The organism is Dolichospermum lemmermannii CS-548, assembly GCF_028330815.1.
Classification (GTDB): Bacteria; Cyanobacteriota; Cyanobacteriia; order Cyanobacteriales; family Nostocaceae; genus Dolichospermum; species Dolichospermum lemmermannii.
The window spans coordinates 1-14,778 of the sequence record NZ_JAQMTJ010000147.1; the positions used below are offsets into that span (position 1 = coordinate 1).

Genomic DNA, 14,778 nt, shown 5'->3' on the forward strand with positions numbered 1-14,778 from the left:
GTAATACTCTAGTTTCCAATGATTCTTGAAATGTGGACTTTTAGATATTGAAGCGAAAATAAAATATCTAAAAATTTCCCCCATTTCCGAAAGAGAAGCTGTTGAAGCTGTAGGAACTTCTTTAGTCTTGACCAGGAGGGTATTTAAACAAAGAAACATTTTTACACCTGAACATAAACTCCTATTAAGAATGGAGCGTATAATCCTGTAAATAAGGCGATACGAAGAGGTTTATTGTGCATAATGATGACCTGATATTGGTGATACTCTAGTTTTCAGTAATTCTTGAATTGGGGAATTTTTAGATATTGAAGCGAAAATAAAATATCTAAAAATTTCCCCCATTCCCTAAAGAGAAGCTTTTGGATCAATTGGTTGATCTAGCCATTGGTAAGGACGGTATTCAATTAACCGAATATTTTCACGTCCTTTAATGCGATAAGTCAGTCCACGCCAAGTAATTGTTGATACCCACAAAGAAGATAATATTGTTAACCCGTAAACCCATTGTGTTAGGGGAATAACTATCAACATTTTCAGGATGATTAAAGGTGACAATTTTGGTATTTTTTCACCTTGATTGTGCAGCACTTGATGTATGCCAAATTCCATCAATAGCATTAGTAAAACTAAGCCAATGGTGTAGGAGATATAGACGGAAAATAATAAAGCCGCAGCGTCCCATTGAGCCTCCAGCAATAGCTGGAAAATCACGATGATGACTACATTGGGGACGATGATACTAGAATATGCTTCACTGATTATGGCTAACCACCGGGGATGATAAAGTTTAGAACCAATTATTAACCTTTTTAATGATTCTAGTAAGTTACGTAGACTACTTTCTTCCCGATTTAGCATCAATAAAGAAGGAATAAATTTGATTTGCAACTTTTCTTGCTTGATAAGTTTATGGAGAAGCATATCATCTGTTAATACTTCTCCCCACTTATCTAAAAGTTTGATGCGGTTTAACACTTCTGTTTTGATTGCTAATGTTCCACCCCAGGGAATTTGAAAGAGAAACATTTGCACTACGGTGGAAACGTTACCGGAATAGCGAACTAATGAACCCCAATAATTACCTGTGGGAACATACCAACGATTTCCGGTTGTGAGTCCAACTTGATCATCAATGAGGGGGGTAACTAATTCTCGTAACCAATTAGGATGAGCTACGGTATCAGCATCTATAAAAGCTATAATTGGATAGGCATTATCCAAATCAGAAACAGCTTGTATTAGAGAACTACATTTAAGACTACAATTATGACGAACTGCTCTTAATGTGCTAATTTCGATGTTAGTTGCACCCAGTTGATTAATTGTTTCAGTGGCGATTTTAAAAGCTGGATCTTCTTTACTATCAATGATCAACTTTAAATCATATTCTGGGTAGTTTTGCTGTAAAAGCGATCGCAAACAATTAGGTAAAAAAGGATCAGCCCCCCGCAAACAGAGGATTACTGCCGTTTTTGGTAACTGTTCATCTGGTAATGACTTGGGTTTGTGTGAACGTAAATACCATAAAAATACTAACGTTAAACAAGTTTGAATTACCAGCCAACCGAACAAAGACTTAGATAGAAATATCATAAAATCTGGCATTATTTCTATAGTCTTAGAAAGGAGTCAGGAATCAAGGAGTCAGGAGTCAGGAGTCAGGAGAAAGGAGAAAGGAGAAAGGAGAAAGGAGAAAGAAGTTAGTAGGGGCGGGGTTTCCCCACCCAATATTCAAATTCTCAATTAGGGATCAAGAGAATATTTGAGAAAGATGTTAATGCTAGTATTCTTGTCAACTTTAAAACTGGCATTATTGAACTTAGGTGTTCCCGTGCTGATAGAAACAGGAGGATTTTTAGAAATCCCAAAACCCTCTTGAGGAATGCCAAAAAAGTCTTTATTGAGTTTGTGATCACCATTTTGATCATCAACTACAGCTACAGCATAAGTACCAGGTTTTAATCCAGAAAATACCTGCTTTACGGAATTGCCTGTAATTTGAGTACAACCGCTTTTAACTTCACTTTTAGCATTATTGGGAAATCCTTTTTCAGAGTTATAAACTCTCATACAAATTTCCCCAGTTTTGTTACGAATGCCATTAACAACAACAGTTAAAGATGTTGTTGATTCAGCCTGGGCTGCTTCTGCAAAACTGATAGTTAGTAACGTAGCAATCAACAGATTCACAATTTTTAACATTAGTTAATACTTCCTTTTTGTGAAAATTTACTTGTGGGGAATTTGATCTATTTCATCAGTTTTTGAATGTCAGTTTTTTGCAACCATTCATTGGTGCGGCGCATTCCTTCTGCTAAATCAATTTTTGCTTGATAATTCAAAATATTTTGCGCCTTTGCAATAGAATAGGCATAAGGACGACTCATAAAATCAACTGATTCTGGGAGAATATCAGCTTTTTTACGAAATAGTTTTTGCCCCTGAAGACGCACTTTCAAAAATAATTTCATTTCCTCTTTAGGTAAAGACATTGGTGCTGGTAAATTTTCCAATGATGCTAAATGAATAAAATACTCCTTCCAGGAAGTTTCTTTACCGTCGGTAATGTTGAAAACCTCTCCATAAGCGGATTTTTCTATGGCTAAAAAGATGGCATCAATTAGGTTATCTACATATAGATGATTCATCACACCCTTGCCTTCATTAGCATAGGCAAATAATTTTTGCCGCATCATCTGAATTGGCCGCACAATCCAAGGCAGACTTCCTGGCCCATAAACATCTCCAGCGCGAATAACAATTACTCCAAATTCTGGAGCATTATTAAGTTTTAAAACTTCAATTTCTGCTTCAATTTTTGTTTGACAATAAGCATTGTTTTCACCAGAAAGCGTACCTGATTCTGTGACTTTCTCAGGGTAGTCAAACCCATATACTAAAGCAGTAGAAAGATGAACAAATGTTTTGACACCAGCTTGTTTAGCAGCCTTAGCGATGTTCATAGTACCGCTAACATTTATTTCTCGAAAATGCTTAATATCCCCGGCTTCTTCGGCAAGTTGAGCATTGTGTAAAACTATATCTACTCCCTGACAAGCTTTTGAGCAAATTGCCGGGTCAGTGATATTACCAACGAAAATTTCTACACCTAACTTTTGGGCTGTTTGATCTTTAACTTGAGAACTTTGGATACCTTTAACTTTCATGCCTTGCGCTATGGCTAATTCGGCTGCACGTAAGCCAATAAATTCATCAATTCCAGTAATCAGCAGAGTTTTGTTTTGGAAGTTCATGGGGATATAGATAGGTGTTTTGTGATCGTGTGGCGTTAGCCATACAGTTGAGAAAGTTATACAATCTAAGTTTAAGAATTGCGATTAAATGCAACTATGAACTGTTGTACTTGCCAGAGAATTCTACTGTTGTTAATAACATTAAACTTCTATCTTTAGTTGGTTTTAGTCTAGAGAATATTTGGCAGAATTTGATAAATTGAAATGCAACAAATTCCTAGAAACTATCAGCCGGATCAGCAGAACGGAGTTTATTAATAGCTAACGCTCCAGATGTAATGCAAATTAGAACTGTAGATACTAAAACAAGTGAGGCATTATTACTTGTCATCATGATCGGTAATTTAGTTACTTTCATGGCAAAATCATATAAACCAATCGAAACAATAAAGCCAGGAATATAACCTAACAATGCTAAGATTAATGCTTGTTGAAAAACCACATTTAATAAATATCCATTAGCATAACCAATAGCTTTTAAAGTGGCATAGGCAATAAATTGAGTGGCGATATTGCTATACAAAATTTGGTAAACAATTACCACACCCACAACAGAAGCCATAATTAGCATCAAGTTCAGAATAAAACCAATGGGGGTTCTTACTGACCAATATTGTTTTTCAAAATCAATAAATTCTTGACGAGTAAATATTTGAACATCCTTTGGTAGATTGGCTTTTAAATTGGCTAAAACCTGTTTTATATCAGCACCATCTTTGACTTTAATCAACCCCATATCTATTTTTTCAACTGGACGGTTGTTAGGATTTATTCTTAGAAAAGTTGAGTCGCTAACAATTAAATTACCATCCACACCAAAGGAAGGGCCTAAACTAAATAAACCACCAACTCTCACTCGATAACCCTTAATAGCATCAAAGGGAAAGATTTCAATTGGCTGTTTAATATTTCCCTGATTAAATAATTCGGCTATGGGTCCAAATTCTGGACGGGCATCTCTATCAAATAGCATGACATCAGGAATTTTTATTTTGTCTAAATTTTGCTCAACTTCGGCAATATCTAATACAGATTTTCCTGGGTCAAAACCAATGACATAAATTGAATATTTCTCTCCGCTGACAGGATTTTTTAATTTTGCAAATTGCAAATAAATTGAACTAACTGAATCAACACCATCAAACCCTAAAGTTTGGTATAATCGAGTGCGAGAAAAACTTTGAATTGCTGTCAAAGATTTGTATTGAGAACTAACTAAAAACAAATCACCATGCAATCGTTGATGTAGTGCTGTAGCGCTAGAATATAGTGCATCTTGGAAACCAAGTTGGATAAACATTAACAGCACAATAAAGCCAATTCCGGCTACAGCTATCACAAAACGAAGTTTCTGTTGGACAAGCTGTAGCCATCCTAAAGGAATTTTGAAATTCATATTAATTGTTAGTTGTTAGTTGTTAGTTGTCAGTTGTCAGTTGTCAGTTGTCAGTTGTCAGTTGTAGAAAATAACCAATAACCAATAACTAATCACTAATAACCAATCACTAAATCTGGATTGCAACATCAACTTGCAAGTTAGTTAATCTCGATATCTTTTGACTATCGGTGGGATTATCAATAGATATTTTGACTTCAATTACTCTGCGGTCTGCATCAGAATTGGGATTAATACTAAAGATGCCTTGTTTATTAACTTGCCAACCAACTTCTCGGACAGTTCCTTGTAATTTGCCGGCAAATGTGGTGCTGGTAATGATAGCTTTTTGTCCAACTCGAACATTTTGAATATCAGTTTGATACACTTCTGCTAGAACTTGCATTTTTGATGTATTGCCAATTTCTGCAAAACCGGAAGTACCAATTACTTCGCCATTTCTGGCATTAATTCGCAAAACTGTACCATTTATAGTAGCAGCAATGTAAGTTAAATCATGGTCAGCTTTGGCTTGTTGCACTGCCGTTTCCGCGCTTTTGATTTCACTTTTTGCTAACTCTACATCTACGGTTCTAACTTCTTTAATACTATTAAGTTTGGATTTTCCTTCTTTGATTTGATCTTGGAAAGTATCTTGTGTCCGTTTGAGAGTAGCTTCAGCTTCTTTTAACTGCTGTTGTGTAGTTTTGAGAACTAAATTTTTACTATCAAAAACAGAAGCAGAAACAGCACCGTCTTTTGATAATTGCCGATAGCGATTACTCTCTTTTTGAGCATTTTCAACTTCAGCCCGAATGCGGTTAATTGTTGCTGCTTGAGCCGCAATGTCTCCTTTAAATTGAGAATTTAACCTGGTAATTGTGGCTTTTTGAGCATTGATATCTCCAGTTTTTGCTCCAGCTTGTACCTGTGCAAGTTTAGTTCTGGCAATTAACAATTTATCAAATGCCTGTTGGATAGCTGCTTGAGAACGAGCATAGTTTTCTAGATAAGCTAATACTTGTCCTTTTTTAACATCATCTCCTTCCTTGACCAACAGTTTTTCTACTCGTACACCATTGATAGAATTAGGAGCAGATAAATAAGTAATTTTATCTTGTGGTTGCAATCTTCCTAAAGCAGTTACGGCAACTTTAACGGGAATGGGTTGAGATTTAATAATGGGAGCAATAGCAGAAGATTGAGTCTGGGAATTTATCTTTAATTGATGAAAAATGTATAAAGATACTAAACCCGTAGAGAAAGTTAGAGAAGTTGCCAGAATTATTCTCCACTTTAACGCAGTTAGGTTGAATAATTGGCGTTCTTTATTTACTGCCATATTTTTATTCCAATGGTGTTATGTCGGAAAATACTCGTAATGGTTATAGACGGATTCTCTGTTACTTTTATAAAAGAGATATGTCTAATTATTTATGTATGAATTGTTGTCAGCATTTTTAGCTGTTATAAATACCTAAATTAGCGGTGTTTTTACTTCTAATCATCCATGAGGAACGCCACGCTACGCTATCAGTTTTATCTTGAATTGGCATTTAATTAAGTAGCCTAAAATACGATAGCTCTAGGGAGAAATAAAAATCTTCAATTCCCAAGTGGTGATGATGCTAATAACTTGGGGAATGAATAAACTTATCTGCAATTATCCCAAATAACTTTGATATTGTCAACTAAATTTAGTTGCTTTAATTAATAAAATCCTTGACTAGATACTATATTTAATTACTCATAAATTAATCTAAAAATCTGTATTTTTTTTAGCAAATTCTCGTAAATAAATACAAATTGTCCATATTTCATCACAATTGATATGTTTACAGGTTAGTGTTCAACATCCAACAAATTAATGTTTGGTTTATAAATAACCAATTGTCTAGAAAAGGTGAGTTATCTTATAAATTCATCAAAAACCAAGACTTGATTATGATAGTTTGCTCAAAAAACACCCAATTATGTGCAAATATTTCTATTGTATATTTATTGATTAGTTACTTATGAGACAATTTAGATAAAATCCCTGAATTATCAGGAAAAGATTGATGTTAAATCCGTAATTACCCAAGATATGTTATTCACAAATTCAGTTCTAGATTATACTCAGATAATTATGTTTTATTTAAAAGGAGATCAATTAACAAATATTTTCCTCCAAAAATTAGCAAAAATGAACTATTCCATTTTCATAAGCTGTGCTAGTCTTTTTATTAATTCAACATTTATGAATGAAAAATAAATTGTTGAGTTTATTTCTATAAACAGAAGAAATACTAAAATCCACTCAGCTTTGTACAGCAGAATTGCCTAAAGAAACAAAACCTATTCTTTGATAAACCGGGGTTTTGCATCTCACTAAGTTACAAACTGCTAGACTATTGAAAAGCTGTTTAAGTATTTTTTCACTATTCACAGAATTTGCCACAGAGTGCTGATTATTTTGTAACGATTTTGGCAGCTTTTATCAGTCTAATCATCTAAAATAGGTTATCCTGGACTTTAAAAACTGGCAACTGCTATATCAACATACAGAACATTATTCTTCCATAGGTAAAACATTCAATGATTAAGAGATAAAACCGTTTCTGTATTCATACATATCCTTCAGATTAAGTATGTTCTATTGCCAGTTCGCTTGGTGTTAAGGAAATGTAGGTTAGTAACACCCAAGCAAAATTATGAAATGTTGGGTTGCGTTCCTTAACCCAACCTACTTGCGGTGATTGGGTGAATGTAGATAGTTATTCTATCTGCTAATAGCTTAATTTACTGCACAATTTACCGTACTCAAAATTAGTCTATGTCCTATGTCTTCCCCCCTTCAAAAGATAGACACGATAAATAGTTCTTTGACGGAATTAGAAGCCCAAATTAATAGTTTTGAACAGGCTGTGCTGAAGTTTATAGAGGAAGGAAAAATGAATTCAGGAAACCTAAAAAATTCGATAAATTCCATGTCAACTAAGGAAATTAATAGAAAACTACACACAACTCCCATAGCTATTATTGGTATGGCTTCCTTAATGCCTCAATCGAGAACATTAAGGGATTACTGGCAAAATATTGTTAATAAAATTGACTGTATCACTGATGTTCCTTCTACTCATTGGAGCGTAGAAGATTACTATGATCCTAATCCGAGAACAGCAGAAGATAAAACCTATTGTAAACGTGGTGGTTTTATTCCTGAAGTTGATTTTAACCCTATGGAATTTGGTATTCCTCCCAGCATTTTAGAAGTTACAGATGTTTCTCAACTATTAAGTTTAGTAGTTGCTAAAGAAACAATGGAAGATGCTGGTTATAGCGAATCCCGTGAATTTAGCCGCGAAAATATCGGCGTGATTTTGGGTGTAGCTATGGGCAAACAATTGGGAATGCCATTAACTGCCAGATTGGAATATCCGGTTTGGGAAAAAGTTCTCAAAAGCAGTGGTGTATCTGACGAAGATACTAAAAAGATTGTTGATAAAATCAAATCTGCTTATGTGAAATGGGATGAAAATGCTTTCCCTGGAATGTTAGCAAATGTGGTGGCTGGCAGAATTGCTAACCGTCTCAACTTTGGCGGTACAAACTGTGTAGTTGATGCGGCTTGTGCTAGTTCCTTTGGGGCATTAAAAATGGCCATTAGTGAATTAGTTGAACATCGTAGCAATATGATGTTAACCGGTGGAGTAGACACCGATAACACGATCATGGCTTACATCTCATTTAGCAAAACTCCAGCAGTTACTCCTAGCGAGAATGTGAAACCATTTGATGCTAAATCTGATGGGATGATGTTAGGTGAAGGGATTGGGATGATTCTCCTCAAACGCTTAGAAGATGCCCAAAAAGATGGGGATAAAATCTATGCGGTAATCAAGGGAATTGGTACTTCTAGTGATGGGCGTTATAAGAGTATTTATGCCCCTAGAAAAGAAGGACAAGTTAAAGCCTTAGAACGGGCTTATGATGATGCTGGATTTTCTCCGGCAACTGTGGGTTTAATGGAAGCACACGGTACAGGAACAATGGCAGGAGATCCCATAGAATTCAGTTCTTTAAGAGATTTCTTTGGTAAACATGACACCCAAAAACAACATATTGCTTTGGGAAGTGTAAAATCACAAATTGGACATACAAAAGCCGCCGCAGGTGCAGCCAGCCTTATTAAAACTGCCCTAGCATTGCATCATAAAGTATTGCCAGCAACCATCAATATTACCGAACCAAATCCCAAATTAGATATTGAAAATTCCTCCTTTTATCTCAATACTCAAACTAGACCTTGGATCAAGGCAGAAGGTGAAACTCCCCGACGTGCGGGGGTGAGTGCCTTTGGTTTTGGTGGCACAAATTATCACGTTGTTTTGGAAGAATACGAACCAGAACAACAAAGTTCTTATCGTTTACATGGTGCAGCCGGTGAAGTGCTATTATTTGGTGCTACTCACGCGGAATTAATTAGCAAGTTAGAAGCAACTTTAAATAATTTGCAAGCTAACGACGGCGAAAGATTCTATTCTCAATTATTGTTAGATTGTCAATCTTTAGCTATTCCTACAACTGCCCTAAGAATTGGTTTTGTATCTGAGAATTTACAAGAAGCTTGTAAGTTACTGCAAGTTAGTCTTGGTTTACTCAAAAGTAAGCCTGATGCAATTTCTTGGGAACATCCTCAAGGTATTTATTACCGTTCTTCGGGAATGGATTTAGGTGGAAAAGTTGTCGCTTTATTCTCTGGACAAGGTTCTCAATACTTGGAAATGGGCAGAGAAGCGGTGATGAATTTCCCCAGCTTGCGACAGTTGTATGGCAAGATGGATCATCTGTTCAAGCAAAGCAATTTACAACCAGTTTCTGAAGTTGTTTTCCCTCATTCTACTTTTGATGAAGTTGAGAAAAAAGCCCAAGTTGCAACTTTGCAAAGAACGGAATATGCCCAACCGGCAATTGGGGTTTTTAGTGCTGGGTTGTATGGAATTTTGCAACAAGCTGGGTTTAAGGCAGATTTCACCGCAGGACATAGTTTCGGTGAATTAACCGCTTTGTGGGCTGCGGGAGTATTGAGTGAGGCTGATTATTTGTTCCTGGTGAAAGCTAGAGGACAGGCAATGGCCGCACCCAAAGACCCAGATCATGACGCTGGTAGTATGTTAGCGGTGAAGGAAGATATCAGCAAAATTGAACCGGTGCTGAAGCAGTTTCCAAAAGTAAGTATTGCTAACTTTAATTCTCCTACCCAAATTGTTTTAGCCGGTCCAAAGTTAGAAATTCAAAAAGTTCAAGATGCTTGCGAAAAGTTAGGATATAGTGCAGTTTTATTGCCTGTGTCTGCGGCTTTCCATACTCCATTAATAGCATTCGCGCAAAAATCCTTTGCCATTGCTACTAAATCGGTAACTTTCCACAATCCCCAAATTCCGGTTTTTAGTAATGTCACTGGTAAACATTATCCCCAAAATGCAGCGGCAATTCAAAAGAACTTAGAAAGCCATTTGGCTAGTTCTGTATTGTTCAAACAAGAGATTGAAAATATCTATGGGGCTGGTGGTTATTGCTTCGTAGAATTTGGACCAAAACGGGTTTTAAGTAACTTGGTAAAAGATACATTAGGCGATCGCCCCCATCTTACCATATCTCTAAATCCCAGTGCCTCCAAAAACAGCGATCGCTCTTTGCGAGAAGCCGCAGTTCAGTTGCGAGTTATCGGCATGAATTTGGGCAATCTTGACCCCTACAAACTCCCTGCCGTATTGCATCCTATTTCTAGCAAAAAGACCCTCAGCGTCAAATTAACTGGCATTAACTACATTTCTGATAAAACCAAAAATGCCTTTACAGAAGCATTAGCGGACGGACATAAAATTTCCGAAATTCAGGAGTTAAAGAGTGCCTCCGCGGGAGGAGCTTCGCTAACAGAAGTTCAGGATTCCAGTAGGGGTTTAGCATTGCTAAACCCGTCTATAAATTTAGAAATAGAAACCCCTGTAATTGCCAAAATTCCCCCAAATAATGGACATAACGGCAACGGTAACGGACATAAAAAACAACCCCTCATTGAAACCCAGTTACAGCCACAGATGACTACTACTGCAACCATCATAAAAGAGCCTGAAAAAGAACCCAGATCAGAATTGTTCACGCAGCAACTCGAAGGGAAGATGCAAACACCAGATAAATTGATAAATTGCCAACAAATTCTCACCAGCTTAGGAACACTTTTGAGCCAGTTCCAGCACAACCAAAGCGAGAATTTAGAAGTTCACGGCACATATCTTAATAATCAGATAGAATACGCGAAAACCTTCTTTCAATTAATGCAGCAGCAAAACACCTTATTTGCCAATGCTAAATCTTCCGCTGAAGCTGCTCAAATTAAGCAAGTGATCATGGAAAGCTTAGAGCGGAGTATGATGCAGTTTCATTCCCAACAAGGTGAAACCCTCCGCATTCATGAACAATATCTGCGGGAACAGATAGAATATACCAAACACTTTTTCCAACTCATTCAAGAAGAATATTCTCAACTCATTTCTGATACCCAAGCAGCAGCACCAGCAAATATATATGCTGCTCCAGAAGAAGCACCTGTAGCTCCTACTGTCACCATAATTCCCCCTCAAGCATTACCAGTAATTGAACCTGAACTAATTATTATTCCCCAGTCCCCAGTTGCATTCATACCAGAACCTGCAACTAGCAGCCTAAATCTTGATGATCTAGCTAACAATCTATTAAGTATCACCAGCGAAAAAACTGGTTATCCTATCGAAATGCTAGAACTCGATATGGACATGGAAGCCGACTTAGGTATTGACTCCATTAAACGGGTAGAAATTCTGGGAGGATTGCAAGAATTATACCCCAACTTACCTAAACCCAACCTCGAAGAATTGGCAGAGAAACGCACCATTGGTCAAGTTGTCGAATATCTGCAAGGACAACAACAGGTAACAGCAGAAATTACACCAGAACCAATCATCATTCCTCAAGTGCAAACCCAGGTAATAGAGGAAGTAATACCAGAATCAATTTCCATTCCCCAGTCCCCAGTCCCCAATCCCCAGTACCAAGATTTAGGACAAACCCTGTTAAACATCACCAGTGAAAAAACAGGTTATCCAGTGGAAATGCTGGAACTGGACATGGACATGGAAGCCGATTTAGGCATAGATTCCATCAAACGGGTAGAAATACTGGGAGCAATGCAGGAAGCGTATCCTGACTTACCCAAACCCAATATTGAAGAATTAGGCGACTTACGGACAATCGGGCAAATCGTTAACTACCTCCAATCACTGGTGGGAGGTGAAAAAAAAAAGCCGCACATTGATGTTAACCAGATAACCCCCCTTAATCCTCCCTTGTTCAGGGGGGAAACCACAGAGGTGGTTGATTTAACCCCACCTCCTATCGTAGACATCAATCTTCCCCGTCGTCCAGTTAAGCTAAGAACCTTACCCAGACCAGATTTTTTGGAAGCGCAGTTACCCCAAGGACACATTGGTTTAATCACTGATGATGGTTCTTTAACTACCACCAAACTAGCCCACGCACTGATAGAACAAGGTTGGAAAGTTGTAGTTTTGAGTTTCCCCCAATCATTAGTTGCATCGCAATTGCCATTACCCGCAGGTGTTACCCGCGTCACATTGGCAAACATGAGTGAACAACATCTGCAATTATTATTGCAAAGTGTAACTACTAAACACGGACCGATTGGGGCATTTGTTCACCTACATCCTCAATTTACACCGGAAAAACCTGGACATATTTCCTATCCAGAAGCAGAAAAGGCAATTATTAAACAAGTGTTTTTAATGGCAAAACATCTGAAAACAACTTTGAATAATGCCGCATCTTTAGCAGGAAGAACCAGTTTTTGTACAGTAGCCCATCTTGACGGTGAATTTGGCTTAGGACATCAAACTAATTTTAGTGCAATTGGTGCTGGTTTGTTTGGTTTAACGAAGAGTTTGCGCTGGGAATGGCCACAGGTATTCTTCCGAGCAATTGACCTGAATCCCACTTTAGATCCTCATGAATCTGCTGAATATATCGTTGCTGAATTGCACGATTCTAATCGCTATATTGGCGAAGTTGGTTATGGTAATCAAGGAAGAGTAACGCTGGTGGCAAAAAGTGAGTAATGTCTAAACTGTGATTTGTTTGATTAGTTTGATTTTTTTGATTGAATTATTTGCTGAGTTTACTGGATTCATTTCTTGTTTATTTTCTCATCAATCAATAAATCATCCCCATCAAACAAATCACATAAATCATAGTTTAGACGAATTAATCAAATACATCCTACAAATCATAGTTATGACTGCAACTGTTCAAGTTAGCCCATCTTCTGTCTTTGTTGTCAGTGGTGGCGCAAAGGGAATCACTGCTCAATGTACTATTAAATTAGCTCAACATCAACCTTGTAAGTTTATTCTTTTAGGTCGTTCTGAAATTACCACAGAACCAGAATATGCTCATAATTGTTTAGATGATTCGGCTTTGAAAAAGCGCATTATGGAAAATTTGATTTCTCAAGGTGAGAAACCAACACCCATGATGGTACAAAAGATATTTAATCAGATTAATTCTAGTCGGGAAATTAAGAAGACTTTAGCAGCTATTGAAGCTACAGGAGGAAAGGCTGAATATATTAGTGTTGATGTCACTGATACTGTAAAATTACAAGCTAAACTTCAAGAAATTTCTGATAAAGTTGGGCAAATTACCGGCATTATTCACGGTGCTGGTAACTTAGCAGATAAGTTAATTGAAAAAAAGACAGAAGATGATTTTGAGAAAGTTTACACTGCTAAAGTTCAGGGTTTAGAAAATCTCCTATCTTGTGTTAATCCCCAGCAATTACAACATTTAGTATTGTTTTCTTCCGTGACGGGATTTTATGGTAATATCGGTCAAAGTGATTATGCGATCGCTAATGAAATTCTCAGTAAATCAGCCCATTTGATGAAACAATATAACCCTAATTGTCATGTAGTGGCAATTAACTGGGGTGGTTGGGATAGTGGCATGGTGACACCACAATTAAAAAAAGCATTTGCAGAAAGAGGAATTAGTATTATTCCCGTAGAAGTTGGGACACAAATGTTAGTTAATGAACTACATCCAGCCTATCAAGATCATCCACAAGTTGTCATTGGTAGTCCCATGAAACTACCACCTGCTCCTTTAGGTTTAGAACTTCGCAGCTATCGCATTCGCAGAAGAATGACATTAGCAGAAAATCCATTTTTGCATGATCATACAATTGCAGGTTCACCAGTTTTACCAGCAACCTGTGCTAAATCATGGATGGTAAATGGCTGTGAAGAAATTTATCCAGGTTACACATATTTCAGTTGCCAAGACTTCAAAGTTTTAAAAGGAATCACCTTTAATTCTACCTTGGCTAAAGAACATATTCTAGAAATCCAAGAAGTTGCCAAAGTTGATGGTGATTTTGTCGAATTTCAGACCAAAATATTGAGCAAAACCCCCGAAGGTAGAACTCATTATCACTTTAGTTCTCTGATAAAACTGGTAAAAAATATGCCAGAAGCACCCATTTATGAAGCAATGGATCTCAGAGAAGATAATATCGTCACTGATACAGCCAAAGACTTCTATCAAAATGGTGATTTATCCCTATTTCATGGACCAGCTTTCCAGAAAATTACCAAAGTTTTAAATATCAGTCCAGAAAAACTCACAGCCGAATGTTGTTGGCAAGAAATTACAGCCAAAGAACAAGGACAATTTCCCGTAAAATGGCACAACCCTTACATCATTGACTTGAGTACCCAAACATTATGGTTATGGTTAAATTATATCCATAAAGAAGTTTGTTTACCAGGACAATTAACATACTGTGAACAATATCTAGCAGTACCATTCAACGTCCCATTTTATGTTTCCTGTGAAATTATAGGCAAAACCAACACAGGTGCAACAGTCAACTTCATTATCCATAATCGTCAAGGAAAAATCTACTCCAAAATCTTAGGAGCAAAAGCCGTAATCTGGCCAATGAAAATGTTAGATAAAAAGTAAAATAATATGAAACTCTAATTCTTTGCGCCTTTGCTCCTTTGTGCCTTTGCGCGAAACAAATTCATATTATTAATCCTTGCCGATTGG

7 protein-coding genes are annotated in these 14,778 nt (G+C 37.0%); 2 read left to right on the forward strand and 5 right to left on the reverse strand.

Annotated features, from left to right (window positions below):
• Positions 1 to 348: 348 nt before the first annotated feature.
• The 5 genes from PN450_RS09640 to PN450_RS09660 all read right to left on the reverse strand — a co-directional run bounded on the left by PN450_RS09640 (position 349) and on the right by PN450_RS09660 (position 5,974).
• Positions 349 to 1,608: a glycosyltransferase family 2 protein gene (locus tag PN450_RS09640; RefSeq protein WP_271836136.1), complete on the reverse strand. Its 1,260-nt coding sequence runs from the start codon at positions 1,606 to 1,608 to the stop codon at positions 349 to 351.
• A 138-nt stretch (positions 1,609 to 1,746) separates the two neighbouring features.
• Positions 1,747 to 2,205, reverse strand: a complete 459-nt coding sequence (locus PN450_RS09645; protein ID WP_271836137.1) for a DUF2141 domain-containing protein — start codon at positions 2,203 to 2,205, stop codon at positions 1,747 to 1,749.
• Positions 2,206 to 2,252: 47 nt separating this feature from the next.
• A complete protein-coding gene (locus tag PN450_RS09650) occupies positions 2,253 to 3,257 on the reverse strand; it encodes an NAD-dependent epimerase/dehydratase family protein (RefSeq protein WP_271836138.1) in 1,005 nt (334 codons plus the stop codon).
• A 217-nt stretch (positions 3,258 to 3,474) separates the two neighbouring features.
• The gene (gene devC / locus PN450_RS09655) at positions 3,475 to 4,653 is read right to left on the reverse strand and encodes an ABC transporter permease DevC (RefSeq protein WP_015081094.1); all 1,179 of its coding nucleotides are present in this window, start codon (positions 4,651 to 4,653) and stop codon (positions 3,475 to 3,477) included.
• A gap of 109 nt (positions 4,654 to 4,762) precedes the next feature.
• On the reverse strand, positions 4,763 to 5,974 hold the full coding sequence (locus PN450_RS09660; protein WP_148766191.1) for an ABC exporter membrane fusion protein: 1,212 nt from the start codon (positions 5,972 to 5,974) through the stop codon (positions 4,763 to 4,765).
• Positions 5,975 to 7,454: 1,480 nt separating this feature from the next.
• Here PN450_RS09660 and PN450_RS09665 point away from each other — a divergent pair.
• Positions 7,455 to 12,785, forward strand: a complete 5,331-nt coding sequence (locus PN450_RS09665; RefSeq protein ID WP_271836139.1) for a type I polyketide synthase — start codon at positions 7,455 to 7,457, stop codon at positions 12,783 to 12,785.
• Between the two features lie 175 nt (positions 12,786 to 12,960).
• Complete coding sequence (locus PN450_RS09670) at positions 12,961 to 14,691, forward strand: SDR family NAD(P)-dependent oxidoreductase (RefSeq protein ID WP_148766195.1); 1,731 nt, start codon at positions 12,961 to 12,963, stop codon at positions 14,689 to 14,691.
• Positions 14,692 to 14,778 lie beyond the last annotated feature (87 nt).